Consider the following 25,259-nt stretch of genomic DNA (forward strand, 5'->3'; position numbering starts at 1 on the left):
ATGCCCCGGCTGAAGCTGACGCTCGAATACGAAGGAACGCGCTACGTGGGCTGGCAGGTGCAGCCCAACGGGCCCTCCATCCAGTCGGTGCTGGAATCGGGACTGGAGCGGCTGCTGGGGGCGCGTGTGTCGGTGGCGTCGGCGGGGCGTACGGATGCGGGCGTCCATGCCTCCGGGCAGGTGGCTTGCTTCGACTCGCCCCGGGTGTTGCCGATGAAGGCGTACGTCATGGGGCTCAATGGCCTGCTGCCTCCCGACGTGGCCGTGGTGGACGCGGTGGAGGTGGCCGAGGACTTCGACCCACGCCGGTGGTCCCGGGGCAAGCGCTACCGGTATCGCGTGAGCAACCGGCGCACGCGCTCGCCCCTGCGGCGGATGACGCACTGGGAAGTCTTCGCTCCGTTGGATGTGGAGGCCATGCGGCAGGCGGCCGCGCACCTGTTGGGGCGGCATGACTTCTCTGCCTTCAGGGCCGCGGACTGCCAGGCCAAGCACGCGGTGCGGGAGATACGGAGCCTGGCGGTGGAAGGCACGTCGGGGGACGCCGTGTCCTTCGTGGTGGAGGGCACCGCGTTCCTGAAGCACATGGTGCGCAACCTGGCGGGGACATTGGTGGAGGTGGGGAAGGGACGGCGGCCCGCGTCCTGGGTGGCGGAGGTGCTGGCCTCCCAGGAGCGCAAGCGCGCCGGGCCCACCGCGCCGCCTCAGGGGCTGGTGCTGGAGGAGGTCTTCTACCGGGACGGCCCGCCTGCCCGCACGCCGGGGGGAACGACGGACGCGGAAGAGGATGAGGGCTGAAGTGGAGTAGGCTGCCTGCCCGTGAGCTCCAAGACGAGTGTCCTCGAACCGCTGCGCGTCCGTGTCCGTCGCTTCCAGTTCATCATGGGACTGGGGTTCATCGCGCTTATCGCGGGGTCGATTCTGAGTGTGGCGCTGACGCTTCGGCTGAGCGTGCGCATCCAGGCGGTGCCGGTGGGCGTGCTGCGGGTGGCGCTGGCGGTGCTGCTGGAGAACCTGTGGGTGCTCGGGATGTTGCCGGTGCTGTGCTACGGCGCCGCGCGGGTGATGGAGCTGCGTCCGTGGACCACGGCGGGCGGTGCGGCGCTCACGGGCGCGGCCTTCTTGAACGCGATGGCCTTCATCCAGAGCGGCGTGTACGGGCTGTGGGCCGGGGACATCGGCTCCGTGTTCAGCCTAGCGGCCTTCGCTGGAGGCGTCGTGCTCAGCGCGCGTGCGGTGATGATGGGCCGGCACGCCGCGGCACAGCAGTCGGTGAAAACCCAGGCCAAGGCAGCGGAGCGCAAGTCCGAGTACGACGAGTTCCTCCGCGCGGCGGAGCAGGGCGGGGCGCGGCTGGAGCAGCGAGAAGCCCAGTCCACGGCTGTGGCTGGAGACGCGCTCACGGCCGCGGCCCTCTCGGCGACGGTTGCTTCCGCGCAGGCTCAGGCGCCAGCCAGCGACGCGAACGCTGCTGCATCGCAGGCGCAGGACTCCGGTGGCGTGGAGCCCGCTGCGACGGAAGAGGCAGGGGCATCACCCGCCACCGACACCCAGGCCGGCAAGGCCCCCGAGGCCTGAGCCCGCACGAGCGGGGGCCTTCACGCTACTCGTGGGGCTCGGCCTCGCGGACGACGAGCACGTCGCACTTCGCCTCACGGATGAGGTCCGTCGCGACGCTGCCGAGCAACGCGAACGCCACACCGGAGCGCGCCCGGGTGCCCAGCGCCAGCAGGTCCGCGCCCTGGTCGTCCACGAACTCGAGGACGATGGAGCGTGAGCCGCCGCTCTCCATCACCAGGTGGTACGGGATGTCGACCGCATCGAGCTCCCGCTGCAACGCCTTGAGCTTGCGCTCCGCGGTCGCCTTGAACGTCTGCCGGTAGTGCTTGTACTCCTTCGCCGTCAGCCCGGGGAACACCGCGTACTCCAGCGGCACGTCATACGCGTGCACCAGCGTTAGCTCCGAGCCGGGCGTCATCAGCGTGGGAACGAAGCTCGCCGCGCGCTTGGACGTTTCGTCGGCGTCCACGGCCACGACGGGCCGTAGGTAGGGCCCAGGAGCCCGCCGGTTGGCGATGAGCACGGGCAGGTCTCCGCCGCGGATGACGTTCTCCGCCGTGGAGCCCAGGAACATGTTGCGCAGCGGCTTGTCGCCATGCCGGCCCAGGACGATGAGCTCCGCGCCAAAGGCCCGGGCCCGGCGCAGGATGGCCTCGACGGGCTTGCCGCGAGCGATGTGCGTGTCGACCGTGGCGGAACTGCCCTCGGCACGCAGCATGTTGCGCAGCCGCTCGGCGACCCGCTCCAACTCGCGCGCGGTGGCCTGGAGCGCTCGGGAGCCCACCTCCGCGGGCATGCGGCTGGGGAGGACGTGTGTCACCAGCACCTTCGCGCCGTCCGCGAGTGGCAGGTGTCCAGCCCTGCCCACCGCGTGGGTGCTCGCCTCCGAGAAATCAGTGGCGACGAGCACTCTGCGAAGTCGCCTCGGGACCGCCTGCTTTCGTGGTTTCACACACGAGAGTCTAGGAGGCCCAGACGCAGCAGGCACGGCAAACCCGCCTGAATGTCATCAGGCGGATGTGCCGTGCCCGGATGAATCAGGCGCTCGCGGCGCCGGCCACGGCCGGAGTCTCACCCTCTGGCGGCACGTGGTTCTCCGCGGCGTCCGCGGCGGCGATGCGCTCATCCAGATCCGCCGTCAGCCGTGCGAAGGCCTCCTTGCCAATGGTGGCGGACTGGTAGGCCTTGAGCAGCGCCGCCTTCTCCACGATGAGCACGCGGCGAACCGCTTCCTGGTGCTCCTCCTCGTGGAAGCGCATCGACTGCTGCTTCAGCGCCGTCAGCTCCTTCTCCGCGACGACTTCCTTCTCCTGGTAGTCCTTCTCCAACTGCGTCACCACATCCCCCGGAATCTCCCGGGCGCGGCGCATGCTCTCCAGCGCGGCCTGCGCTGCGTGGATGGCGCCCAGGCGGCCGCGGGCCAGCTCGTACTGCTCCTGGAACGCGTCCTTGAGGCCGGTGATGCGCAGCTTGCGCAGCAGCGGCGCCATGGTGAGGCCCTGGAAGATGATGGAGAGGACCACCACGCCGAACGTCATGTTCACCAGCAGCTCGCGGTGCGGGAAGTCCGTGGGAAGACCGAGCACCAGCACCATGGAGATGGCGCCACGCAGGCCGCTCCAGGTGAGCACCGCGCTCCAGGTCCACGGCATCTTCTCCTTGGTGAAGCGGAGCAGCGCGGACACGCCGTAGACGACCACGGCGCGGGCCACCATCACCGCCACATAGGCGGCGAGGATGGGCTTCCACGAGGCCAGCAGCGAGGAGAGCTGCACCTCCAGGCCGATGAGGAGGAACACCACGGAGTTGAGCGCGAACGCCAGGTACTCCCAGAAGCTCTCCACCGCGATGCGGGTGGCGGGGCTCATGCCCTCGTGCGTGGCCCAGTTGCCGCACAGCATGCCGGCCACCACCGACGCGATGACGCCCGAGTAGTGGAAGTGCTCGGCGAGCACGAACGAGCCGTACGCCGCGATGACCGTGAGGGTGATTTCCACCATGGCGTCGTCTACGCGCTTGATGACCTGCGCGACGGCGAAGCCCACCGCGCTGCCCATCAGCACGCCCATGCCGAAGACCTTGATGAAGTCGAACAGGGCGCCGCCCACCGTGAACTGGCCACCCGTGGCGACCGCGACGATGAGCGTGAAGAGCACGACGGCGGAACCGTCGTTCAGCAGGCTCTCTCCCTCCACCAGGATGAGCAGCCGCTTGGGCGCGCCCAGCGACTTGAAGAGCGCCACCACGGCGATGGGGTCCGTGGACACGATGACGGACGCGAACACCAGCGCGGACAGCATCCCGAAGCCATGGACGAAGTCCAACCCATCCACCACGCGCGTGAGGATGAAGGCCGTGAGCCCCGCGGAGGCCAGGAGCCCTGGAATGGCCAGGGCGTGGATGGCCATCTTGTTCTTCCAGAACTTGCGGAACTCGACGTGGAAGGCCGCTTCGAAGAGCAGACCTGGGAGGATGATGGCGAAGAGCAGCTCCTTCGTGAGGTGCGGCGGCTCGAACGCCTTGAACGTACCCAACAGCAGGCCCGCGACGACCAGGGCAACCGTATAGGGGATTTTGAAGTACCGCGCGGCGATGGCCACGGCGGTCGCGATGGCGAAAATCAGTACGAAGGCCAACTCGAAATGCATTCGTCCTTACCTGTTTAGACTCAAAGCGCGGGACGATAGCGCAGTTGCGCTGGACAGAGACGCACTCGATGTTGTTCTTGCTTGTACGGAGGGCATCGCAAATTGCCAGGGCGAGGTGGAATGCAAGGCATCACCTCTCGCCTGGCTGCTCTTGCCTTCCCGCGTGGGGCTTCCCAGCTTTGAGCCATGTCCAAGCACCCTCGCTCCAAGGGAGGACGGCTGAGCGCGGGCCTCAAGCTCATCGGGCCGCTCTGCATCTCCGTCGGCTTGCTCGTGGGGCTGCGGCTGCTGGGGCCGCAATACCTGGATCAGCAGACGCTGTCGGGCTGGCTGAGGCCCCTGGGCGCGCTGGCGCCCTTGGCCTTCATCCTGCTCCTCGCGGTGCGCCCGGTGACGCTGCTGCCCGGGCAGCTCTTCACGGCGGTGGGCGGCATCCTCTTCGGCATGGCCGCGGGCACGGTCTACGCGCTCGTCGGGACGCTGCTGGCCTCGGGCCTCATCCACTTGCTGGCGCGCAGGCTGGGCCGCAAGCCCATGCGGCGGCTGGCCGGGGACAAGCACCCGGTGTTCGAGCGCGCGGCGCGCGAGCATGGCTTCCAGCTCGGCTTCCTGGCCTGCATCAATTCAGTGATTCCGGCGGATGTGATGCTGGCGACGGCGTCCGCGTCAGGCGCCCGCTACGTCCCGCTGGCGCTGGGCGCGGTGGTGGGCACCCTCCCCGGGACGCTGCTGACGGCGCTCTTCGGTAGCTCGCTGGGACAGGGGAAGACGTGGATGACGGCTGTGTCCGCCACCGGCATGGTGGTGAGCCTGCTGCTGGGGCTCGTCCTGGGACGCAAGCTGATGCGGGAGTTGCTCGCGAAGGAGGCGGCCGTTGCGAGCGGAGGGCCTGGGCGTGTGCACCCAGGCCCTGGGGACGTGCGGCCTACGGGTAGCAGGCGGCCTGGCGCAGCGCCGTGTCTTCCGGCAGCCCCAGCGCGACGTTGAAGTTCTGCACCGCCTGGCCGGCCATGCCCTTCACCAGGTTGTCGAGCGCCGCCATGACGGCCACCGAGCGGCCCTTGGTGGCCACCGCGATGTCGCAGAAGTTGCTGCCGGCCACCGCAGCGATGCGCGGCGTACCCTCGACGATGCGCACGAACTTCGAGCCCTCGTAGTAGCGGCGGTACTTCTCCATCAGCGACGCCGTCACCACCGCGCCGCCGTGCTCCGGCCACTCGAACTGCACGGTGGCGAAGATGCCGCGCACCATGGGCGCCGAGTGCGGGACGAAGGCCAACCGGTGCCGCTGCGCGCCGTGGGCGACCAGCATGACCTCCACCTCGGCCTCGTGCTGGTGCTCCAGCGGCTTGTACGCGCGGAAGTCTTGCGCACGCGTCGGGTGGTGCGTGCCCTCACCGGGCAGCGAGCCGGAGCCGGACGAGCCCGTGACGCCGGACACCGCGAGCAGCCCCAAGCCCGGCGTGGAGGCGATGGGCAGGAGCGCCAACTGCACCGCCGTGGCGAAGCAGCCCGGGTTGGCGATGCGCTTCGCCGTCTTCACCGCGTCGCGCTTCCACTCGGTGAGGCCGTAGGTGAAGGTGCCCAGCAGCTCCGGGGACGGGTGGGGCCGGCCGTACGCGCCCGCGTAGCGGCCCGGGTGGTCCAGCCGGAAGTCGGAGGACAGGTCCACCAGCAGCAGGCGCTCGGCGATGCCGACCTCCGCCCACTGCTTCTCCAGGCCCGCGAACTGCTTGGCCAGGTCGCCGTGGCCCAGCGCGCTGAAGACGACGGGCTGCTCGCAGTCCGCCAGCCACTTCCAGTCGGGCTCGCCCTCGAAGCGGCCCTCCACCAGTCCGCGCAGGTGCGGGTGCACCTTGTGGATGGGCTCGCCGGCGTGGTGCCGCGACACCGCGCGGATGCTGCCCACCGCGGGGTGGCCGGAGAGGATGCGCAAGAGCTCGCCGCCGCCGAAGCCGGAGGCACCCAGGATGTAGATGTTGACCTGCGTCATGACTTCCTCCCCGCGCCCAGCTTGGGGGCGATTTTTTCCAGGATGAGTCCGCCCAGCGCCGCCGCGTCCGCGCGGGCGTTGCGAGCGGGGATGCCCACCACCTGCTCCACGAAGCGCACGCCCACGGCGTTGTCCGTGGCCGGTCCGGCCACCACGTCCACTTCGATGCCGTACGCCTCGCGCAGGTGCCGCACGCCGCCGGATGCGCCCACCGGGTCGTTGGCGCACAGCACCCACGCCCCCGCCAGGCTCTTGAGCTCCGGGTCCGCGAGGATGCCCTGTACGCCGTACTCGCCCATGATGCCGTCGCCCGTCTCCGCGACGATGACGTCCACGTTCTCCGCCGCCAGCTCGGAGAAGAGCACCCGCGCCACGCGCGCGCCCGTGCGAGGGCCCGTGCAGACGATGCCCGCGTCCGTGAAGTCCATCACCACGTCCGCGCCGGAGTCCTGCATGCTCAGCGTGTCGCGCATCAGCGACACCCCCGTCAGCTTGGCGCCGCCCACGCGGAAGCCCGCCTGTGCCAGCTTGCGCACCATGGCCGCCGAGGCGAACGTCTTGCCCGAGTTCATGCAGGTGCCCACCACGTAGACGACGGGGCACTTCACCGGCGACGACGTGCCCTTCAGAGCGCCGGAGGACACGTGCGCTGGCTGCCCGGTGCGCGACATCAGCTCCGGGAACTCCAGCACCTGGCCCAGCACCTCCGCCTCGAAGGGCAGGCCCACGCCGTGGTTGTGCGAGGTGCACTTGCCGATGACGCCGCCCATGTTGAGCATGTGCAGCCGCTCGCCCACGGTGACGGACGCGGGCACCACGCCCTCATAGCCGTGAAGCGCGTTGCGGTGGCCCAGCGCGCCCACGACGATGTCACCGGCGTGCAGCGTCACCAGGCGCCCGTGCACGTCCTCGAGCTGGTTGTACGTGCTCTTCTCTCCGTGGATGCGCACGGCCACCACCGCGCCCTCCTCGGCCTTCACCTCGGACGCGAGGTGGACGGTACGGCCCAGGCCGAGGTTGCGGGTGACACTGCCTACCTTGTCGACGAAAACCTTCATGGCACCCTCACTTCGCGCGATGCGAGAGCATCTGCGCGACGCCGTACAGCTTGGCGAAGCCCGCGGCTTCCGAGCCGTTCCACAACACGTTGGCCTCTCCGTACGTCGCCACCTTCGCGTCCATCAGCGAGTGCGGCGAACGCACGCCTTCCACCACCTGCGTGCGCGGGTGCAGCACCAGCCGCACGTCACCCGTCACGCGCTCCTGCGACGAGGTGAGGAACGCCTCCAGGTCCTTCACCAGCGGGTCGAAGAAGTGCCCCTCGTGCAGCAGCGAGCCGTAGAGGTTGCCCATCGACTCCTTCCAGAAGAGCTGCTTGCCGGAGAGCACCAGCTTCTCCAGCTCGCGGTGCGCGGTGACGAGCAGGTGCGCCGCCGGCGCCTCGAAGCCCACGCGGCCCTTGATGCCCAGAATCGTGTCACCCAGGTGCACGCCCCGGCCGATGCCGTAGGTGCGCCCCAGCGCGTTGAGCGCCTCCACCAGCTTCACGGGGCCCAGCTTCTCGCCGTCCAGCGCCACCGGGACGCCCTTCTCGAAGGACACCGTGAGGGGACGGGGCTTGAGGTCCTGCGACAGCTCGCCGCCGGGGAAGGCCGCCTCGGGCAGCGCCTTCCAGGAGTCCAGCGTCTCGGCGCCGCCCACGGAGGTGCCCCACATGCCCTCGTTGACGGAGTAGGAGCCCAGCTTCGGCGGCATGTGGACGCCGCGCTCGGCCAGGTAGGTCAGCTCCTGCTGCCGGCTCAGGGACAGCGTGCGGATGGGCGTGAGCAGCTCCAGCTCCGGCGCCAGCGAGCGGAAGGCCACGTCGAAGCGCACCTGGTCATTTCCCGCGCCCGTGCTGCCGTGCGCCAGCGCCTGGGTGCCCTTCTCGCGCGCCACGCGGACGACCTCCGCCGCCTGGCACGCGCGCTCCGCGGACACGCTCAGGGGGTAGACCTGGCCGCGCAGCACGTTGCCCGCGATGAGGTAGCGCAGGTAGCCCTGGAAGAGCGTCTCGCGCGCGTCCACCGTCACGTGCTCCACCGCGCCCAACTGCTTGGACAGCGCGGCGATGCGCTCCAACTGCTCGGGCGGGAAGCCGCCGGTGTCCACCGTGACGGTGGTGACGTCGTAGCCCTGCTCTCGCAGGTAGACGGCACAGAAAGCGGTATCGAGTCCGCCGGAGAAGGCCAGCACCACGTTCTTCTTGTTGCTCATGATTCGCTCCTCGCGGGGATGCGGTTCAAACCGTCCAGACGCGCCCGGCGGCATCGGCCACCAGGCGGTGCGTCTCATCGAGCCAGGCGCGCGAGGCGGCCAGCTCTTCCCGGGCCTGGGGCAGGCCCAGGTTGCCGGCGCCACCCAGGTGGGTGGCCGTCAGGGCGCCGCGGTCTGGACGGAACGTTCCTTCCACCAGCTCGCGGCCCACCTGCTTGTAGGCGTCACGGAAGGCCTGTCCCTGGGCCACCAGCGCATAGGCATGGTGCGCCGCGTACAGCGTGTCGTCGCTGGCACGCGCCGCCGCGTCCGCCTTCACCTGGAGCGCGGGCACCAACCGGGTGAGCACGTCCAGCAGCTCCCGCGTGGAGCCCAGCGCCGTCAGGGTGGGGGACTTCAGCAGTTGGAAGTCGCGGTGGTAGCTGGAGGGCAGTCCGCCCGCGACGGCCTCCACCTGATGCGCCAGTCCGCGCAGCTCGCGGCAGCGGCCCCGGGCCAGCTCCACGACGTCCGGGTTCTTCTTCTGCGGCATGATGGACGAGCCCGTGGTGTACGCGTCCGGCAGTCCGAGGAAGCCGAACTCGTCCATGCTGTAGAGCTGCACGTCCCACAGCCACTTCTCCAGCGTGCCCGCCACCGAGCAGGCCCAGCCCAGCACCGCGGACTCGTGACGGCCGCGTCCGTTCTGCACGTCGATGGGGCTGCGCTGCACGCGCGAGAAACCCAGCAGCGCCGCCACGTACTCCCGGTCGATGGGCAGCGGCACGCCGAAGCCCGCCGCCGCGCCCAGCGGGCAGCGGTCCAGCCGAGCCCACACGCCGCGCAGCGCCTCGAGTTCCTCCAGCAGCCCTTCCGCGAACGCCATGCCCCACAGACCGAAGGTGGAAGGCATGGCCCGGCGCAGGTGCGTGTAGCCCGGCAGCGCCACGTCCTTGTGCGCCTGCGCGAAGTCCAGGAAGGCCCCCGCCAGCTCCGCCGCCCGCGCGCCCAGCGTGAGCACTTCTTCACGCAGCAGCAGGCGCAGGGCCAACTGCACCTGGTCGTTGCGAGAACGCCCCAGGTGGATGCGCTTGCCCGGCTCGCCCACGCGCTCCACCAGCGCCGCCTCCAGGGCGGTGTGGCCGTCCTCCTGCTCGGGACGGATGACGAACGTGCCCGCGCGGGCCTCGTCGTGCAGCGCCTTGAGCGCCGTCACCAGGGACTTGGCCTCCGCGTCCTTCAGCAGGCCCACGCGCGCCAGCATCCGCGCGTGCGCGGCCGAGCCGAGCGCGTCATGCGGCGCCAGCGCCAAGTCCACCACCGGGTCGTTGCCCACCGTGAATCGATGGATGGCCGCGTCCAGGGGAAGGCCCTTGCCCCACAGCGTGTCAGCCACGAGCCGCCTCCTCGAAGTAACCCCGAACCAGTTGCGTGTAGAAGGCGGCGCCGGCTTCCAGCTCCGCCCGGGTGATGAATTCGTCCGCCAGGTGGCTGCGCAGCGTGTCGCCAGGGCCCACCTTCACCGCGGGGATGTCCCCCAGGAAGGCCCAGTCCGACGCCGTGCTGGAGCCCACCGGCTGCGCGCCCGACGCGGCCACCGCCGCGCGGACGATGGGCTGCTCCGCCGACGTCGCCTTCGGTAGGTAGCGCTCCGAATGGACCTTCACTTCGCTCTTCAACGCGCCCGCCACCTGCCGGGCCACCATCGCGTGCTCCATGCCCGGCGTGGTGCGCAGGTCCACGAAGAACTCACACCGGTCCGGCACCTGGTTGCGCGCCAGGCCACCCGACACCTGCGTCACCTGCGCCCGGGCCTCGCCCAGGAGCGGGTGGGACGGAAAGCGCAGCTCGGCCAGCACCGCGATGTCCGTCGCGGCCAGGTGGATGGCGTTGACGGCCTCCGTGGCGTGCGCGTGCGCGACGTGCGCGCTCTTGCCGTGCGCGGTGCAGCGAAGCAGCAGCATGCCGCGCTGGGCGGTGCAGGGCTTGAGGCTGGTGGGCTCGCCGACGATGGCGGCGTCCAGCGGGCCCAGCTTGGGCAACAGCGTTCCCAGCCCCTGGCCTCCCGTCTCTTCCTCCGCGGTGAACGCGAACACGACTTCAGCGCCCGTGGGCGCGCCTTCGGTCAGCAGGGTCCGCGCGGCGAGCAGCATGCCCGTCACGCACCCCTTGGCGTCATTGCTGCCCAGGCCGTACAGGCGGTCCTCGCGCCACACGGGCGCGTGGGGCTCGTACGTCCATCCGGCGCACGGCTTTACCGTGTCCAGGTGCGAGTTGATGAGCAGCCGGCGCGGCCCGCTCCCCACGGAGAACCACACGTTGTGGCCCTGCCGCTGGACGCGCGCGCCCCAGCCTTCCGCCCACCCGGACACCGTGTCCGCGATGCGGCCCTCGTCACCTGACACGCTGGGGATGGCCACCAGCGCCTGGAGCAGCTCCGCCGCCGTCATCCCACCGCCCCCGCGGGCTTCTGCGCGTTCTCCCGCACGACCATGGTGCCGCTGCCCTCGTTGGTGAAGACCTCCTCCAGGAGCGCGTTGGGCTGCACGCCGCTGACCAGGTGCACGCTGCCCACGCCGCCCACGAGCGCGTGGCGGATGGCGTGCGCCTTGGGCTTCATGCCGCCCGCGATGGCGCCGGTGCTCTCCATGGTGGCCAGGTCCGTGAGGTTGGCCAGCGTGACGAGCGACGACGGGTCGCTCACGTTCTTCAGCAGGCCCGGAACCTGGACCAGGAAGAAGAGCTTCTCGGCGGACAGCGCCACCGCCAGCGCCGCGGCCACGGTGTCCGCGTTGGTGTTGTACACGGCGCCGTCCGTGCCACCCGACAGGGGGGCGATGACGGGCACGTAGTCGGCCGAGCGCAGGTGCTCCACCACGCGGGTGTCCACCTGCTCGATGTCACCCACCAGGCCGTAGTCCACCAGCTTGCCCTCGGTGGCACCGGCTTCCGTCACCATGACGGGCGGGCGCTTGCGTGCCTTGATGAGGCCGGCGTCCACGCCGCTCAGGCCCACCGCGGGCACGCCCGCCGCCTGGAGGTCCGCCAGCAGGTCCGTGTGCAGCTTGCCCGCGAGCACCATCTTCGCCGCGTCCAGCACGGGCGCGGAGGTGACGCGGCGGCCGGCCACCTTCTCCACCGGAAGGTGGAGGGCGTCACACAGCGTGTCCAGCTCCGGACCGCCGCCGTGTACCACGACGGGGCGGATGGAGAAGGTCCACAGAAGGGCAATCTGCTCGCAGGCGGCGCGGCGCAGACGCGGGTCGCTGAGCATGGCGCCGCCGAGCTTCACCACGAACGTCTTGCGGCGGAACTGCTGCACGTACTTCGCCGCGTGGCGAAGCGCGGAGTAGGGGTCGGGCGAAAGGGGCACGTGAGACCTCGAAGTCAGGAAAGGAAGAATGCGGAGGGGCCGCTCAGCGCGAACGCATCCAGTGCAGCAGCGCCCGCTGGACGTGGTAGCGATTGCCGGCCTCGTCTACGACGCGGCTGCTCGGGTGGTCCAGAACCTCATCGGCCACTTCGACGTTGCGGCGCACGGGCAGGCAGTGGAGGAAGGCTGCGTCCTTTTGCGCGCGCGACATCGTCAGGCGGGTGGGCATCCAACCGGAGTAGGACGCGAGCAGCGCGGAGACGTCATTGGGCGAAAACGCCGCAGCGGCCGTGGGGCCCCACGACTTGGCGTAGACGGCGCGGCTGCCGGCCAGGGCCTCGTCCTGGTCGTGCGTATAGGTGACGCTGCCGCCCGTGGCCTTGGCGTACGCCTCCGCCTCGGCGCGGACGGCCGGGTGCAGGTCGAACCCGGGAGGGTGGGCTACGCGAATCTCGCAGCCCGCCGCCGCCGCGCTCAGCAGGAAGGAGTTGGGCACGGCCTTGGGCAGCGGCTTGATGTGCGGCGCCCACGTCAGCGTCACCGGCAGCTTCTTCGTGTTGCCGAACGTCTCGCGCAGCGTCAGCATGTCCGCCAGACCCTGGCAGGGGTGCTCGCGCGCGGACTCCATGCTCACCACCGGCACGGTGGACCACTTGCGGAACGCGTTGATGACGGGGTCGAGTTCGTCCTCCTCGTCACCGCCGCCTTGCGAGAAGGTGCGCACGCCGAGCATGTCCACGAAGCGCGACAGGACAGGCGCGGCCTCCTTGAGGTGCTCAGCCCGGTCCGCGTTCATCACCGCGCCCTCGCGGTGCTCCAGCTTCCAGACGCCGGAGCCCACGTCCAGGATGATGGCGTTGCCACCGCCGCGCAGCATGACGGCCTCGAACGAGGTGCGTGTGCGCAGCGACGGGTTGAAGAACACCATCCCCAGCAGCGTGTTGGCGAAGAGCGCGTGCTCCGGTCCCTTCTGCTTCCACGCGGCTGCCTGCGCGAGCACCGCCTCCACGCCCTCGGGCCCCAGATCCTTGATGTGCGTGACGTGCTTCATGGGCCTGTCCTCCCCGGCAGCGGCTACCTGCATATTCGTGATGAATATGCGTGAAAATGCGTGCATCGCCGCGAAAAGGCGGCGGATATTATGCAGAAAGACGCGCCGCGCAAGCGGATTATTCGCAACGAGCGCATGCATGTTCTTGCATGAATATTCACAGGGATGCATGTTGGTGGGAATGAACCTGGACGAGGCCATCCTGCGGCTCATCGCCGAGCGGGAGATCGGCGATCAGACCGTGCTGCAGCAGCTCCTGGAGGCGGAAGGCCAGTCGCCGAGCCAGTCGACGCTGTCGCGGCGCCTGAAGAAGCTGGGGATCTTGAAGGTGGGTGGGCGCTATCAGCGCGCGCCGGCCACGCCCGCGGTGATGCCAGAGCGGCCCCGTGTCACCATCCTGGAAGCGCCGCCCAACCTGCTGGTGATTCGAACGGCGCCGGGGTTCGCGCCGGTGCTCGCGCTGGCGTTGGACAAGGAGCGGGAGCTGCCGGGGCTCGCGGGGACGGTGGCGGGGGATGACACCATCTTCGTCGCGGTGACGGACCCGGCGCTGCTGCGCGACGTGCGCGCGGCGGTGGAGCGGCTCCTGTCGCTGGGGGCGTGAGAGGCGCGCCCCGTCAGGGGACTTTCGTCATGGGGTTGCGTCCCTGGCGCAGGCGCCGTCTACACGGCCTTCGTTGCCGGCGACAGTTGGACCGCGACGGGCATCACTTGGAATCACAAGTTCGACGCGTCGGAGCGCGGGAGCTCACTGGATGGCGAAGACGTAGTTCTGTCCGTGGCGCGAGTCCCACTGCTGGCAACCCTTGCGGTCCTGGGAGGAGAACCACAGCTCCAGCGTCGCCGGGCCGGGCGGCAGCGGAATGAAGGCGGGGATCTGCCTCCAGAACTCGGCGTCCCATTCACCCCAGCTCGCCGTCAGGCTGAGCATCGTCACCGGGCCGCCGTTGATGCGGTAGTGCGCCGTGGTGCCCCAGGCCTTGTAATTCAGGTACTGCGCCCGGCACTGGGCGATGCGGCCGAGGTCGTAGTCCACCATCAGCGTGGTGCCGCCCTGGAGCGTGCCGTGGACCGTGTACGTCCACGCTGGCGCGGGGTGGAACGAAATCGTCGGGTTCTGCGTCACCCACGTGTGGAAGTTGTACTGGAGGTTCGAATCCCAGTGGGAGCAGCCGGTGGCGTCCGTGTTCTGGAACCACAGCTCCAACGTGCCGCCCTGAGCCAGGGCCAGTTGCGTCTGCGCGATGGCGCCCACCGTGGTGGCATCCGCCACGGGGAAGCCCTGCACCGGGCCCCGGTTCGACATGGCGAACCCGGTGATGGTCCACCCGGTGCCCCGGCACAGCGGCAGGCGCGAGGTGTCATAGGCGATGTCCAGCGCGCCGCCCGCCTCCGGCTGGCCGCTGAGGGTGACGCTCCAGTCCGCGGCGAAGGTCAGCGTGGGCGGCCCGGACAGGAAGGCCAGGTCGGACTGCACGGCGACGGGCGCTTGCGGCGCTGCGGAGGCGGAGGAGGCAAGACACAGCAACGGCAGCAGGGCGGACAGCAGCGGCTTCATGGCGACTCCCGGGCACGGAGGGTGGTGGCGCCCGGACGGAGGGTGTGGCCCACCGGACGCGAGCGGCTCGCTAGCACGACCCGGGGAAATACCGGAATGCCTTGCTTCCGCCGTGTCTGCGGGCGCGCCTCGGCCTGGCGTCAGGGGGTGAACGCCTCCCGCTGTAGGACACTGTCGTTTCCCAACCCCTCCGGTCGGGGGAATCGTTGCACCGTGAGGGGTACCTGCCCCAGTTTTCCAAGATTTCTCGTTGAGAGCGTAGTTTCTGTGAGGGCGGCGAACCCGTCTGGCCTGGAGGTGAATGTGGGCATGTCGGAGCTGACAGAGCTACTGGACCACGCGCGCAAGGGCGAGCAGGGCGCGCGGGATGCGTTGATGGCGGCGGCCTACCAGGAGCTGCGGGACATGGTTCAGCGGGCCATGTCCGATGCGGCGTCGACGCCGTCACTTCAACCCGCGGTGTTGGTGAAGGAGGCCTGGCTGCGCCTGTTCAGCGCGGGGGCTCCGGTGGAGGCGCGGCGTCACTTCTTCAGCGCCGCGGCGCAGGCCATGCGGCGGGTGATGGTGGACCGGGTGCGGCTGCGCAGGGCGCAGGTCCGAGAGGCCCGGCTGGAGCGGGTGAGCCTGGGGGACGTGGAGGCGGATGTCCCGGCGGGTTTGAGCCTGGAGGTGCTGGAGTTGGACCGAGCACTCTCGGAGCTGGACACGTTCCAGCCGCGGCTCGCGCGCATGCTGGAGCTGCGCTACTTCGTGGGCCTGGACCTGCTGGACACCGCCGCGGTGCTGAGCGTGTCGCCCGTCACGGTCAAGCGCGACTGGGCCTACGTCCGGGAGTGGCTGCTGACGCGGCTGGGCAACTGACGGCCCGCGCGTCCACGCGGGCCGGGTTGGAATCAGGGGGCGTCGGGCTCAGCGCTTGACGGCCGCCGCCACCGCGTCCGCGAGCGGCGTCGTGGGCCGCCCGATGAGCCGCCGCAAGTCGCCGGAACTGTCGTTCATCTCACCGCGCGCCACGCCCGCATCGGAGTCCGCCAGCAACTCGGCGAAGGGGGCGGGGACGCCCACGCCGATGAGCGCGCCGGCATGGTCGGCCTGTGACAGGTCCTTGTAGACGACCGTCGTGCCCACCTGGCGGGACACCTCGGCGGCCAGCTCCGCGGCGGTGAAAGCAGTGTCGCCGGCCAGTTCGTAGATTTTGTTCTCATGGCCCGTGCCGGTGAGCACGGCCACCGCGGCGGCGGCGTAGTCCGCCCGGGTGGCGGCGGCGGAACGGCCCTGACCTGAGCTGCCGATGAGTGCGCCGTGTGCCAGCGCCGGTGCCAGGTTCTCCGTGTAGTTCTCCGTGTACCAGCCGTTGCGCAGGAAGACGAAGGGGATGCTGGACGCTCGAATCGCCTCCTCGGTCGCCTTGTGCTCGCCGGCGAGCAGAAGGCCCGAGGTATCCGCGTGCAAGATGCTGGTGTACGCAAGCAGCCGGACGCCTGCCTTCTTCGCGGCGTCCACCGCGGCCTGGTGCTGCGCCGCGCGCTGGCCGACCTCGCTGGACGAAATCAGGAGCACCTTGTCCGCTCCGGCCAACGCGGGTCCGAGCGTCTCCGGCTTGCTGTAGTCCGCCTGACGGACCTGGACGCCTTTGGCCGCCAGGTCGGAGGCCTTGCTCGGGTCGCGCACGGCGATGGCGATGTCCTTGGCAGGGACCTTTTCGAGCAGGCCCGCGACGACCAGACGGCCCAGCTTACCCGTTGCCGCAGTCACAAGAATCATGGGGTTCACATCTCCTGTCGTGGAGGGTTTTCCAGACGCGAGAGGAACCTAACGATGTCACTAACTTCTAGTAAGTACCCACTTTTTGGTAAGCTACTAACATGAGCGCGAACAAGCGTCCGGGGCCGCTGGCGCGGAAGATGGCGAAGTTGGCGGTGGAGCGGGGCAACCTGTACGTGCCCTCATGTCCTTCGCGAGGCGTGCTGGACCACGTGACGAGCCGTTGGGGCGTCCTGGTCTTGATTGCGCTGCTGGAAGGCACGCGTCGCTTCAGTGAGCTGCGCCGGAGGGTGGCGGGCGTGAGCGAGAAGATGCTGTCGCAGACGCTCCAGGCCCTGGAACAGGACGGCTTCGTGCTCCGTGAAGTCCACCCGGTGATTCCGCCGCACGTGGACTACAGCCTCACGCCGCTGGGGGAGGAAGTCGCCGCGCGCGTGGAGGCGCTCGCGGATTGGATTGAGGACAGCATGCCCCGCATCGCCGCGGCGCGGGCCGTGTATACCCCAAGGAAGGGATAGGGGTTTCTTGGCCTGACGCCCTCTCATGGATGGAGAGGACGTCAGGGCATCGCGGGGTCAGCGCTTGCGGCGGGCTCGGCCCATCAGTGCCAGCGCCGCCAGCCCCAGTGCCTGGACGCCCGCGCCGCTGCCGCTGCAACCACAGCCGCTGGGCGCGTCGCCCTTGTCGTCAATCGGGGGCGGCGTGGGCGCGATCTGCAGCGACACGCTCCGCGCCGCCGTCTGGTTCGCCGAGTCCGTCACCCTCACCGTCAGCGGGAAGGTGCCGCTGGCGGTCGGAATCCCGCTCAGCACGTAGGCGCCGTCGCGCTGCTGAATCGTCAAGCCTCCGGGCACGGTGCCGCCGTCCAGGCTCCACGTATACGGCGCCCGGCCGCCCTGGACCGTGAAGCGCGCCTCATACGCGGTGCCCTGGGTCGCGGACGCAATCGCGCCGCTGGAGATGCTCAGGGTGCCCACCACGTCCACGCTGTACGTGCGCGCCGCCACACCGCCGCGCGCGTCGCGAACCCGGACGGTGACGGCGGTGCTACCGGACTGCGCGGGCGTGCCGGTGAAGGTACCCGTCGTGGGGGCGAACGTCAGGCCCGAGGGCAGCGTGCCCTCCAGCTCGAACGTCAGGGTGCCCGAGCCGCGCGTGCTCAGTTCCACGTTGGCGGCCGTGCCCAGCCGGAACGGGGGCAGCGTCTCCGTGAGGAGCTCCGGCAGCGGCCAGGGCCGGCGCGAGGCCACCAGCAGACGCCGCTGGCTCACCGCGACCACGGAGGTGTCGCCCGTGGCGAAGGCCGTGGACGCATAGTTGCCGCCCGCGCCCGTCGGGTGCGCCGTCCATTCCTTGCCATCCGCCGACACCTGCAGCTCGAACGAGGGCAGCACTCCCACGACTTGCGGGTCGACGGCCGTCCAGCTGACGACGAAGCTCTGGTCCACGAACGTCATGAGCGGGGTGGGTAGCGGAGCGTCCGCGGGAAGCCGGAGGCTCTCCACGCGCGTCCAGGTGCCGCCGAGGTCCTCGGAGAGGAAGAATCCGCTCGTCGGTTCCACCGCCTGGGGCGCCAGAGGGGACGGTTGGTTGGGCCGGGCGAAGGCGAGGAAGCGCCCATTTCCGGCGATGAGCCGGGCGATGGTGAGCCCGGACAGCGTGGCGGGCTGGAACACCTCCCAGGCGGCGCCAGCGCCCTGGGGCCGCACGAGGACAGGATGCTGGGAGGGCGCGCCCGCCATCGGGTTGGCCACAGCGAGGAAGCTGCTCTGACCGGGCACCAGCGTCACGACGTCATAGGCGCTGTTGATGCTCTCATCGGTCCAGCGCTGGCCGTCCATGGAGCTGGCGATGAGGCCCGCGGTGCCCACCGCGACCATCCGGTTTCCGCTGAGCGCGAGCTCCAGGAAGCGCCGGCCCCCGGGCGCCGGGTCCTGGTAGGCGGGGGCCCAGGTATGCGCGTTGTCGGACGAGACGACGATGCGCCCGCTCGACAGGCCGAACCATCTGCGCTGGGAGTAGACCAGCCGCTCCAGCGGGAGGGGCGACGTGGTCCCCTCCGCCACGGGAACGAAGCCCGTCCACTGGCGCCCGTCCGAGGAGCGCAGCAGCTCCGGGTTGCCCGTGGCCGCCGCCAGGAACGTCCCGTTGCCATGCCAGGCGCGCGTCACGGACGGCGTCACCAAGATGCCGGTGGCGACGCCTGCTTGCCAGTCGTCGAAGGTGGTGGCGGGGGCCACGTTGACGTGGAGCAGGCGCTCCAGGCGTCCCGAGAAGTCCGTGGGCTGGTAGGTCGGAGCCTGCCCCCCTCCGACCGGAGGCGTCATCTCGCGGAACCCGCTCTGGTACCGCACCCGGTAGGCCCCCTGGGCCGCCGCGGGCACGGGGAGCGTGAGCTGCGCGGTCGTTTGGACCTCCTGGTTCGTTGTGGTCACGTTTTCCGACACCAGGCAGTGCCAGGTGGAGCCGTCGACGGGCCAGGCGGACTGGGCCTCGGCGGAGAGCGCCGAGGCGCCCGGCTGCGCGGCGGTGGCCGCCGAGCCGGCATGCGTGTAGCTGCCGCCCGGCGCTTGCCAGCCCACGGGCAGGGCGATGCAGGCCACCAACTGGCCGGTGCGCGCGGAGGTCTGGCTGGGCCCGGAGGAGACCTGGAGGCTCAGCGAGACGGAGGTGCCACTGCGGACCGTGCCTTCGTGACTGACGATGGCCTCGGACTGGAAGCCGGAGGCGACCCACCACAGCGAAGCCCCCAGCAGGGCTCGCAGGGAATGATTGCGATTGAGCAAGGGGGACATCCTGTCGCGATGCGAGAGGAGCCCTGTCTACGGTTTCGCATTCCCCCGAGTCAAATCAGCGTGGGCGTCTCGCGAACCCCGCCGCCGAACAGGTGCCGGCCCGGGTGCAAGGCGCTGCGCGCTTCCCGGCCATCACGGCTTGCCGAGCAGCTCCAGGGCGGCGGTGGTCAGCGTGGTGACGCCCGTGCGCAGCGTGCGCTCGCGGTCCGGCGCGAAGAGGGGCGAATGCATCGAAGGCAGCGCTGTCCCCGCGGACATCGCCTGGGCGTATTGCCGCGGCTCGGTGGAGCCGAGCCAGAGCATCACGGCGGGAACGCCCGCGCGCCCGTACTCGGAGAAGTCCTCGCCGCCCATGACGGGAGGCGCCTCCTGGAGGTTCTTTTCGCCCAGGACGCGGGACACCGCGCCCACCAGCCGCTTGGTGAGTGCCGGGTCGTTGAAGGTGGAGGGCGTGCCCTCGGTGATGGCGATGTCGGGTGGACGGGGCGCGCCGGAGGCCATGGCCTCCGCCTTGGCGATGCGCTCGATGCCGTCCAGCAGGGCCTTGCGGACCTCTGGCTTGTACGAGCGCACGGTGAGGTGGAGCTTCACGTCATCGGGGATGATGTTGTGCTTGGCGCCGCCATGAATGGAGCCGACCGTCACCACCGCGGGCTCCAGCGGGTTCTTTTCGCGGCTGACGAGCGTCTGGAGCGACAGCACGACGCGCGCCGCCATCACCACCGGGTCCACGGTGGTGTGGGGATACGCGCCATGTCCCCCCTTGCCATGCAGGGTGATTTCAACGCCGTCCACGCTCGCCATCGCATACCCGGGAGTGAACTCCACCGTGCCCGCCGCGGCGGTGTTGACGTGGAGCGCCACCGCGAAGTCCGGCTTGGGGAAGCGCTTGAAGAGGCCGTCCTGGAGCATCTGCCGGGCGCCCGCCCCCACCTCTTCCGCCGGCTGGCCCACCAGCAGCAGTGTGCCTCGCCACCGGTCCTTCGAACGGGCCAGCAGCGCGGCCGTTCCCAACAACGACGTCATGTGCACGTCATGGCCACACGCGTGCATGACCGGGTGGGTCGCGCCCGCGGCGTCCTTCGCCTTCTGCTTGCTCGCATAGGGTAGGCCCGTCTTCTCCTCCACGGGTAGCGCGTCCATGTCCGCGCGCAGCATCACCGTGGGGCCCTGGCCGTTGCGGAGCAGGGCCACGACGCCGTGCCCGCCCACCTTGGACGTCACCTCGAAGCCGAGCTTGCGCAGCCGGTCGGCCAGCTTCGCCGCCGTCTTGGCTTCCTGGTTGGACAACTCCGGCGTCTGGTGCAGGTCGCGGTAGAGCGCGTCGAGCTCTGGGTAGATGGCATCGAGGCCACCCAGGACGGGCGGCGTCTCCGCGGCGAGCGCGAGGCCGCCGGGCGCGGCCAGGGAGATGAGCAGCAGGGGAAGCAGGGGGGAAATCTTCACGGGGCGGACTCCTGTCCGTCGGGGAGCGGGGAGCCACTACAGCACACCCGCCATGCCAGGAGGGGGCAAGCCCGCATGTCCCGTCACCCTCGAACGTGCGGGATTGACGGCCAGGAGGCAGAGCGCGTCTGCTTCACACATGTCCCAATCTGGTTCTCCCGTGGCGGACGACCTGCCCGTGGCGCGTCCAGTGGATGCCTCCGAGCGAGTCGTCTTGCTGGACGCCCTCCGTGGCTTCGCACTCTGGGGCGTCTTCGTGTCCAACAGCCTCATGTGGCTGAGTGGACGGGCCTTCATGCCCCGTGAGGCTGCGTCCGCGCTGGATGCCCCCCTGCTGGAGCAGGTGATCGGCTCCATCTATCAGCTCTTCGTGACGCAGAAGTTCATCTCCATCTTCTCGTTCCTCTTCGGCCTGGGCTTCGCACTCCAGTTCTCGCGGGCCGAGTCACGTGGCGTCTCCGCCGCGCCGCTCTACCGCCGGCGGCTGCTGATGCTCTTCGGCATCGGCCTGGCGCACGCCCTTCTGTTGTGGACGGGCGATATCCTCCACACCTACGCGATGGTGGGCTTCCTGCTGATGGCCTTCCGGGCTCGCTCCAACCGCACGGTGCTGTTCTGGGCGCTGGGGCTCGTCACCGTGATGCCGTTCCTGGTGCCCGCCGCCATTCGCTACACGCCCATCCTGCTGCACGGCGCGGAGGCCGCGGCCGAGGCGGCGAAGGCCAGTCATGCCAGGGATATGGCCTTGAGAGCCGACACCCTGGTGGCGTTGTCGAGCGAGTCGTTCTGGACGGCGCAGGTGGGCAACGCACGCTTCTTCCTGGAGAACCTCGGCGGCGGCTTCCGGCGCGTGCTCTGGATGAGCCTCATCCTGGGGCGCTTCCTGCTGGGGTTGCTGGCGGGGCGTCTGCTCCTGTTGCAGGACGTGGAGCGTCACCGGGCGTTGCTGCGCCGGATTCTTGGCTGGGGGCTGAGCGTGGGCCTCGTCCTCAATGGCGGTGGGTTGCTGCTGTTCCGCCTGCGCAAAGCCGGCGTGCTGGAGTGGGACCCGAAGGGGCCCTGGATGATGATCGTCAACGGCTTCCAGGAGCCCGGCTACATCGCCATGGGCGCGGCATATGTGGCGGCCTTCGCGCTGCTCTTCCAGCGGGAGCGCTGGAGCCGCTGGCTGGGCGTGCTGACGCCCGTGGGGCGCATGGCCCTGACGAACTACCTGATGCAGTCCGCGGTGAGCATCTGGATTTATAGCGGTTGGGGCCTGGGCTTCATCGGCAAGCTGCCGGCGTCGCGCATCGTCGTCATCTGCTGCGTCATCTTCGCGGCGCAGGTGGTGTTCAGCCGTCTGTGGTTGGCGCGCTTCCGCTTCGGTCCCGCGGAGTGGCTGTGGCGCTCGCTCACGTATGGAAGGGTCCAGCCCATGCGGCGGCTCGCTGGCGACGGAGGTGTCCCCGGCGTCAGCGCTTCTTGAGCAGGTGAGGGCTCAGAGTGAGTTGAGGAACGCGAGCAGCGCCTGCCGGTCTGCGAGCGGCAGGCGCGTGTAGCGCTCCTGGGCCGGCGCGGCCTCGCCGCCATGCCACAGCACGGCCTCTTCCAGGTCGCGAGCCCGCCCGTCATGCAGGAAGCGGGTGTGGCCGTTCACCGCTTTCACGAGGCCCACGCCCCACAGCGGCGGGGTGCGCCATTCGGTGCCGGTGGCGAGCCCGTCCGGACGGTCATCCGCGAGCCCTTCGCCCATGTCGTGGAGCAGCAGGTCCGTGTAGGGGCGGATGTGCTGGCCGGACAGTTCGGGGAAGCCGGGCACGTCTTCCGTCTCGAAGACCGTGCCCACGTGGCACCCCGCGCAGCCGATGGCGCCGAACACCGCCTTGCCGCGCAGGACGTCGGCGGCTTCCCAGTCCCGGCGCTTGGGCACGGCGACCAAGCGCGCGTAGATGAGCAGCGCGTCCAGTTCCTTGGGGCTGACCTCGGGTGGGGCGGCCTCGCCGGCCTCGCGTCCCTGCTCGCGGGGATACAGCTCCGTCGTCAGTCCCATGTCGGTGACGAGCGCGTGTGCCACCTGCTGGTGCAGCGTGGGTTGGTTGGCCTTCCAGCCGAAGCGCCCCATCCGCGTCTGTCCCGTCGCCGCGTCCCGCACACGGTTGGCCCGGCCGGAGATGCCATTCTGGTCACGGTCCTCGGAATCCTCGTGGGCCAGTACCGCCGCCTCGGGGATGGCCTCGAGCAGTCCGAGGCCGAAGTTCGCGGGCGCGACACGAGGGGAGAAGCGGGTCTCCTCCCCGAGGGGCCCCTTCGACAGCTGGGTGAATCGGTAGCGGGGCCGGTGGAGGACGTAGGTCTCGCCCGAGGCGAACCGGCCGGTGACTTCTTCGTGCGTCACCTCGACGCTGCCTTCCGCGCCGGTTCCGTCGACATGGCGAACGTCGAGCTGCGCGCCATAAATCGGATGTGGCCCACGGCCGTCTGGCCCGCTCAGCTGGAACGCGAGGGAGATGGGCGTCTCGCTCGGAGAGGCGGGGGGCTGGCCGCGTCCATCCTTCACGTGGCAGGTCATGCACGAGGGGGCGTTGAACAACGGCCCCACTTGGATGGGGCCGTCCACGTCCGTCCAATCGCGACCGAAGACGCGCTTGCCCGCGTGGAAGTCCTCCCAGCGCGTCCGCGGCATGTTCATGGGCGCGCGTCCAAAGGCGTTGCGTCCCGGGTCCGGCACGGAGCCCCGTCCGCCAGACAGCTCCTCTCCAGGCTCCGTCGTGGCGGGCAGTGCGCCCAGCTCGAGAGGCCGGGGCAGCCGGTGCGTGCTCGCCCAGACCGCGGCGATAGCGATGGCTCCGACGGGAATGCCTAGAAGGTACCGCCGCCTGCGCATCAGAACGTCTCCCGAGGGAAAGCCTACTCGTTTCCCGTGACGCGCTTCGAGGCGAAGCGCCATCCGCGGCCGCGAGGTGTGCACCCATCGCGCCACGACGCGCGCAGCCATGCTGCTGCTGGGAGAAACGGCGTTCGCGAGGACGAGGCGCGTGGCCGTGTAGCGCGTTCCGCTACAGGGCGGAGGCGTGTGTGTCGTTCATTGCCACAGACGCGGTGTTTCACGCTCCGCCTGGGAGGAGGGCGCGGGCGGTTCTTCAGGCCGGCTGCGCCGCTTCTGCCTCGGCGAGCCGCTGGTGCGCCTGCGCAGTCAGCTCGAAGGAGCGCAGCCGTGCGGCGTGGTCGTAGACCATTCCCGTCACCATCAGCTCATCGACTCCCGTGAGTCGAATGAACGCCGCCAGACCCTGTTGAACGGTGTCGGGCGCGCCGATGATGGAGTACTTCAACGCGTGGTCGGCGCTCGCGCGGTCCAAGGGCGAAGCCACGGAGTCGATGTCATCGACCGGGGGCGGGAGCTGACCGGGCGTGCCGCGGCGCAGGCGGATGAACTGCTGCTGCACCGAAGTGAAGAGGCGCTGTGCCTCCGCATCCGTATCCGCCGCGAAGACATTCACACAGGCCATGGCGTAGGGCCGCTCGAGCGACTCGGACGGCTTGAAGCGCTCCCGGTAGATGTCCAGGGCCTGAAGCAGGGCATCGGGCGCGAAGTGGGAGGCGAAGGCGAACGGCATGCCCAGCATCGCCGCGAGCTGCGCGCTGAACAGGCTGGAGCCGAGTAGCCAGATGGGCACCTTCAAACCCGCGCCCGGCACCGCCTGGATGAGCTGCCCCGGCTCGGTGGGCTCGAAGTACGACTTCAGCTCCACGACGTCCTGGGGGAAGGTGTCCGCGCTCGCCGCCAGGTCCCGCCGCAGGGCGCGCGCCGTCAGCATGTCCGTGCCCGGCGCCCGGCCGAGCCCCAGGTCGATGCGCCCCGGGTAGAGCGTCTCCAGCGTGCCGAACTGCTCCGCGATGATCAGCGGCGCGTGATTCGGCAGCATGACGCCGCCCGAACCCACGCGGATGCGCTTCGTCCCTCCGGCCACGTAGCCGATGACCACGGACGTCGCCGCGCTGGCGATGCCCGTCATGTTGTGGTGCTCGGCCAGCCAGAAGCGCTTGAAGCCCCAGTCCTCCGCGTGCCGTGCCAGGTCCAGCGTGTTCCGGAGCGCGTCGGCCGCGGTGGAGCCCTGCGTGACGGGCGAGAGGTCGAGGACGGAGAAAGGAATCATGGGGCCCCTACTAACGCCGCCCCTGGGGCCTCCGCTTGCCCATGAACAGAGTATGCCGCGTCCCCTTGGTGCCATGCGCCGCCGGGTGCAGCACCTGGACGGTGAAGCCCGCTTGCTCCATGCGGCGTTCGAAGGCGGGGGAGGGCCCGGCGCTCCACACGCCCAGTACGCCTCCTGGCCGCAGCGCCTGGACGGCGTGCGCCAGCCCCACGCGCCCATAGAGGCCGTGGTTGTCGGGGTGGGTGAGGGCGGTGGGGCCGTTGTCCACGTCCAGCAGGATGGCGTCATAGGTCCCGGACTGCCGGGCCATGTGCTTGCCCACGTCGAGCTCCACCACGGTGACGCGCGGGTCCTCCAGAGGCGCCCCGGCCAGCGGCGCGAGCAGCCCCCGGTTCCACGTCACCACCACGGGGAGCAGCTCCGCCACCGTGACACGCGCGTCGGGACCCAGCCGGTCCAGCACCGCGCGGGTGGTGTAGCCAAAGCCCAGCCCACCCACGAGCACCCGGACGCCGCTTCGGCCCGCCAGCCCTTCACAGCCGGCCTCCGCCAGCGCTTCCTCGGAGCCGTGCTGCCGGCTGGACATCAGCGTCTGGCCCCGCACGCGGAAGACGTACTCGTCCCCGCGCCGGGCCAGGGTGACTTCCCCCACGTCCGGGACTTCTGCGCGCTCCAGCGTCTCCCAGGGCTTCATGGC

General features: G+C 70.0%; 23 protein-coding genes. 7 read left to right on the top strand and 16 right to left on the bottom strand.

Annotated features, from left to right (window positions below; genetic code table 11):
• Together truA and FMQ63_RS14385 are read left to right on the top strand one after the other, a co-directional pair.
• Entirely contained in the window at positions 1-798 is a 798-nt protein-coding gene (gene truA / locus FMQ63_RS14380; protein WP_011555089.1) for a tRNA pseudouridine(38-40) synthase TruA, read from the top strand.
• Between the two features lie 21 nt (positions 799-819).
• On the top strand, positions 820-1,578 hold the full coding sequence (locus FMQ63_RS14385; RefSeq protein ID WP_011555088.1) for a hypothetical protein: 759 nt from the start codon (positions 820-822) through the stop codon (positions 1,576-1,578).
• 25 nt (positions 1,579-1,603) lie between these two features.
• Here the strand turns inward: FMQ63_RS14385 and FMQ63_RS14390 are convergent, their stop codons facing one another.
• Both FMQ63_RS14390 and FMQ63_RS14395 read right to left on the bottom strand, forming a co-directional pair.
• Positions 1,604-2,470 (bottom strand): universal stress protein, encoded by an 867-nt coding sequence (locus FMQ63_RS14390; RefSeq protein WP_225909395.1) that lies wholly within the window; start codon positions 2,468-2,470, stop codon positions 1,604-1,606.
• 127 nt (positions 2,471-2,597) lie between these two features.
• Entirely contained in the window at positions 2,598-4,208 is a 1,611-nt protein-coding gene (locus tag FMQ63_RS14395; protein WP_011555086.1) for a Na+/H+ antiporter, read from the bottom strand.
• 186 nt (positions 4,209-4,394) lie between these two features.
• Here FMQ63_RS14395 and FMQ63_RS14400 point away from each other — a divergent pair, with 186 nt between their 5' ends.
• Complete coding sequence (locus FMQ63_RS14400; protein ID WP_011555085.1) at positions 4,395-5,195, top strand: TVP38/TMEM64 family protein; 801 nt, start codon at positions 4,395-4,397, stop codon at positions 5,193-5,195.
• Here the strand turns inward: FMQ63_RS14400 and argC are convergent.
• From argC to FMQ63_RS14435, 7 genes are read right to left on the bottom strand one after another with little or no spacing between them, the layout of a single operon-like run.
• Positions 5,134-6,201 (bottom strand): N-acetyl-gamma-glutamyl-phosphate reductase, encoded by a 1,068-nt coding sequence (gene argC, locus FMQ63_RS14405; protein ID WP_011555084.1) that lies wholly within the window; start codon positions 6,199-6,201, stop codon positions 5,134-5,136. The two genes, FMQ63_RS14400 and argC, sit on opposite strands and share 62 nt — an antisense overlap.
• Complete coding sequence (locus FMQ63_RS14410; protein ID WP_011555083.1) at positions 6,198-7,259, bottom strand: hypothetical protein; 1,062 nt, start codon at positions 7,257-7,259, stop codon at positions 6,198-6,200. The genes argC and FMQ63_RS14410 overlap by 4 nt, the downstream gene beginning before the upstream one ends.
• Before the next feature lie 7 nt (positions 7,260-7,266).
• Positions 7,267-8,457 carry an argininosuccinate synthase gene (gene argG, locus FMQ63_RS14415; protein ID WP_011555082.1) on the bottom strand — a complete coding sequence of 397 codons (1,191 nt, stop codon included), beginning with the start codon at positions 8,455-8,457 and terminating at the stop codon, positions 7,267-7,269.
• Positions 8,458-8,482: 25 nt separating this feature from the next.
• Positions 8,483-9,832, bottom strand: coding sequence for an argininosuccinate lyase (gene argH, locus FMQ63_RS14420; protein ID WP_011555081.1), 1,350 nt, complete (start codon positions 9,830-9,832; stop codon positions 8,483-8,485).
• Complete coding sequence (locus FMQ63_RS14425; RefSeq protein ID WP_011555080.1) at positions 9,825-10,886, bottom strand: M20 family metallo-hydrolase; 1,062 nt, start codon at positions 10,884-10,886, stop codon at positions 9,825-9,827. Before FMQ63_RS14425 ends, argH begins: the two co-directional genes overlap by 8 nt.
• Positions 10,883-11,809: an acetylglutamate kinase gene (gene argB, locus FMQ63_RS14430; protein WP_011555079.1), complete on the bottom strand. Its 927-nt coding sequence runs from the start codon at positions 11,807-11,809 to the stop codon at positions 10,883-10,885. Before argB ends, FMQ63_RS14425 begins: the two co-directional genes overlap by 4 nt.
• Before the next feature lie 43 nt (positions 11,810-11,852).
• Positions 11,853-12,860 (bottom strand): N-acetylornithine carbamoyltransferase, encoded by a 1,008-nt coding sequence (locus FMQ63_RS14435; protein ID WP_011555078.1) that lies wholly within the window; start codon positions 12,858-12,860, stop codon positions 11,853-11,855.
• 169 nt (positions 12,861-13,029) lie between these two features.
• On the opposite strand from FMQ63_RS14435, the gene FMQ63_RS14440 reads away from it, so the two are divergent.
• Positions 13,030-13,464 carry an arginine repressor gene (locus FMQ63_RS14440; RefSeq protein WP_011555077.1) on the top strand — a complete coding sequence of 145 codons (435 nt, stop codon included), beginning with the start codon at positions 13,030-13,032 and terminating at the stop codon, positions 13,462-13,464.
• Positions 13,465-13,608: 144 nt separating this feature from the next.
• Here the strand turns inward: FMQ63_RS14440 and FMQ63_RS14445 are convergent, their stop codons facing one another.
• Complete coding sequence (locus FMQ63_RS14445) at positions 13,609-14,418, bottom strand: DUF6209 family protein (RefSeq protein ID WP_011555076.1); 810 nt, start codon at positions 14,416-14,418, stop codon at positions 13,609-13,611.
• A gap of 309 nt (positions 14,419-14,727) precedes the next feature.
• Between FMQ63_RS14445 and FMQ63_RS14450 the strand changes: the two genes are divergently transcribed.
• Positions 14,728-15,279 carry a sigma-70 family RNA polymerase sigma factor gene (locus tag FMQ63_RS14450; protein WP_011555075.1) on the top strand — a complete coding sequence of 184 codons (552 nt, stop codon included), beginning with the start codon at positions 14,728-14,730 and terminating at the stop codon, positions 15,277-15,279.
• A gap of 48 nt (positions 15,280-15,327) precedes the next feature.
• Here FMQ63_RS14450 and FMQ63_RS14455 read toward each other — a convergent pair whose 3' ends face one another.
• A complete protein-coding gene (locus FMQ63_RS14455; RefSeq protein ID WP_026114032.1) occupies positions 15,328-16,182 on the bottom strand; it encodes an SDR family oxidoreductase in 855 nt (284 codons plus the stop codon).
• 101 nt (positions 16,183-16,283) lie between these two features.
• Between FMQ63_RS14455 and FMQ63_RS14460 the strand changes: the two genes are divergently transcribed.
• Entirely contained in the window at positions 16,284-16,700 is a 417-nt protein-coding gene (locus tag FMQ63_RS14460) for a helix-turn-helix domain-containing protein (protein ID WP_011555073.1), read from the top strand.
• Positions 16,701-16,757: 57 nt separating this feature from the next.
• Here FMQ63_RS14460 and FMQ63_RS14465 read toward each other — a convergent pair whose 3' ends face one another.
• Both FMQ63_RS14465 and FMQ63_RS14470 read right to left on the bottom strand, forming a co-directional pair.
• Complete coding sequence (locus FMQ63_RS14465) at positions 16,758-18,977, bottom strand: Ig domain-containing protein (protein ID WP_011555072.1); 2,220 nt, start codon at positions 18,975-18,977, stop codon at positions 16,758-16,760.
• Positions 18,978-19,109: 132 nt separating this feature from the next.
• Complete coding sequence (locus tag FMQ63_RS14470) at positions 19,110-20,423, bottom strand: amidohydrolase (RefSeq protein WP_011555071.1); 1,314 nt, start codon at positions 20,421-20,423, stop codon at positions 19,110-19,112.
• 139 nt (positions 20,424-20,562) lie between these two features.
• Between FMQ63_RS14470 and FMQ63_RS14475 the strand changes: the two genes are divergently transcribed.
• Positions 20,563-21,891 (top strand): DUF418 domain-containing protein, encoded by a 1,329-nt coding sequence (locus tag FMQ63_RS14475; RefSeq protein ID WP_011555070.1) that lies wholly within the window; start codon positions 20,563-20,565, stop codon positions 21,889-21,891.
• 12 nt (positions 21,892-21,903) lie between these two features.
• Here FMQ63_RS14475 and FMQ63_RS14480 read toward each other — a convergent pair whose 3' ends face one another.
• The 3 genes from FMQ63_RS14480 to FMQ63_RS14490 all read right to left on the bottom strand — a co-directional run bounded on the left by FMQ63_RS14480 (position 21,904) and on the right by FMQ63_RS14490 (position 25,256).
• Positions 21,904-23,289: a di-heme oxidoredictase family protein gene (locus FMQ63_RS14480; protein ID WP_011555069.1), complete on the bottom strand. Its 1,386-nt coding sequence runs from the start codon at positions 23,287-23,289 to the stop codon at positions 21,904-21,906.
• Between the two features lie 256 nt (positions 23,290-23,545).
• Positions 23,546-24,562, bottom strand: coding sequence for an LLM class flavin-dependent oxidoreductase (locus FMQ63_RS14485; RefSeq protein ID WP_011555068.1), 1,017 nt, complete (start codon positions 24,560-24,562; stop codon positions 23,546-23,548).
• 10 nt (positions 24,563-24,572) lie between these two features.
• Entirely contained in the window at positions 24,573-25,256 is a 684-nt protein-coding gene (locus FMQ63_RS14490) for a hypothetical protein (protein ID WP_011555067.1), read from the bottom strand.
• Positions 25,257-25,259: the final 3 nt, after the last annotated feature.

The sequence above is a fragment of the Myxococcus sp. CA005 genome, from assembly GCF_006518205.1.
Classification (GTDB): domain Bacteria; phylum Myxococcota; class Myxococcia; order Myxococcales; family Myxococcaceae; genus Myxococcus; species Myxococcus xanthus.

What these genes read in the sequence shown, in the direction of transcription:
- truA (WP_011555089.1), top strand. Translation starts at nt 1, where the DNA reads ATGCCCCGGCTGAAGCTGACGCTCGAATACGAAGGAACGCGCTACGTG.
- FMQ63_RS14395 (WP_011555086.1), bottom strand. Translation starts at nt 4,208, where the DNA reads ATGCATTTCGAGTTGGCCTTCGTACTGATTTTCGCCATCGCGACCGCC.
- FMQ63_RS14400 (WP_011555085.1), top strand. Translation starts at nt 4,395, where the DNA reads ATGTCCAAGCACCCTCGCTCCAAGGGAGGACGGCTGAGCGCGGGCCTC.
- argC (WP_011555084.1), bottom strand. Translation starts at nt 6,201, where the DNA reads ATGACGCAGGTCAACATCTACATCCTGGGTGCCTCCGGCTTCGGCGGC.
- FMQ63_RS14410 (WP_011555083.1), bottom strand. Translation starts at nt 7,259, where the DNA reads ATGAAGGTTTTCGTCGACAAGGTAGGCAGTGTCACCCGCAACCTCGGC.
- argG (WP_011555082.1), bottom strand. Translation starts at nt 8,457, where the DNA reads ATGAGCAACAAGAAGAACGTGGTGCTGGCCTTCTCCGGCGGACTCGAT.
- FMQ63_RS14425 (WP_011555080.1), bottom strand. Translation starts at nt 10,886, where the DNA reads ATGACGGCGGCGGAGCTGCTCCAGGCGCTGGTGGCCATCCCCAGCGTG.
- FMQ63_RS14435 (WP_011555078.1), bottom strand. Translation starts at nt 12,860, where the DNA reads ATGAAGCACGTCACGCACATCAAGGATCTGGGGCCCGAGGGCGTGGAG.
- FMQ63_RS14440 (WP_011555077.1), top strand. Translation starts at nt 13,030, where the DNA reads ATGTTGGTGGGAATGAACCTGGACGAGGCCATCCTGCGGCTCATCGCC.
- FMQ63_RS14445 (WP_011555076.1), bottom strand. Translation starts at nt 14,418, where the DNA reads ATGAAGCCGCTGCTGTCCGCCCTGCTGCCGTTGCTGTGTCTTGCCTCC.
- FMQ63_RS14450 (WP_011555075.1), top strand. Translation starts at nt 14,728, where the DNA reads ATGTCGGAGCTGACAGAGCTACTGGACCACGCGCGCAAGGGCGAGCAG.
- FMQ63_RS14455 (WP_026114032.1), bottom strand. Translation starts at nt 16,182, where the DNA reads ATGATTCTTGTGACTGCGGCAACGGGTAAGCTGGGCCGTCTGGTCGTC.
- FMQ63_RS14460 (WP_011555073.1), top strand. Translation starts at nt 16,284, where the DNA reads ATGAGCGCGAACAAGCGTCCGGGGCCGCTGGCGCGGAAGATGGCGAAG.
- FMQ63_RS14465 (WP_011555072.1), bottom strand. Translation starts at nt 18,977, where the DNA reads ATGTCCCCCTTGCTCAATCGCAATCATTCCCTGCGAGCCCTGCTGGGG.
- FMQ63_RS14475 (WP_011555070.1), top strand. Translation starts at nt 20,563, where the DNA reads ATGTCCCAATCTGGTTCTCCCGTGGCGGACGACCTGCCCGTGGCGCGT.
- FMQ63_RS14480 (WP_011555069.1), bottom strand. Translation starts at nt 23,289, where the DNA reads ATGCGCAGGCGGCGGTACCTTCTAGGCATTCCCGTCGGAGCCATCGCT.
- FMQ63_RS14485 (WP_011555068.1), bottom strand. Translation starts at nt 24,562, where the DNA reads ATGATTCCTTTCTCCGTCCTCGACCTCTCGCCCGTCACGCAGGGCTCC.
- FMQ63_RS14490 (WP_011555067.1), bottom strand. Translation starts at nt 25,256, where the DNA reads ATGAAGCCCTGGGAGACGCTGGAGCGCGCAGAAGTCCCGGACGTGGGG.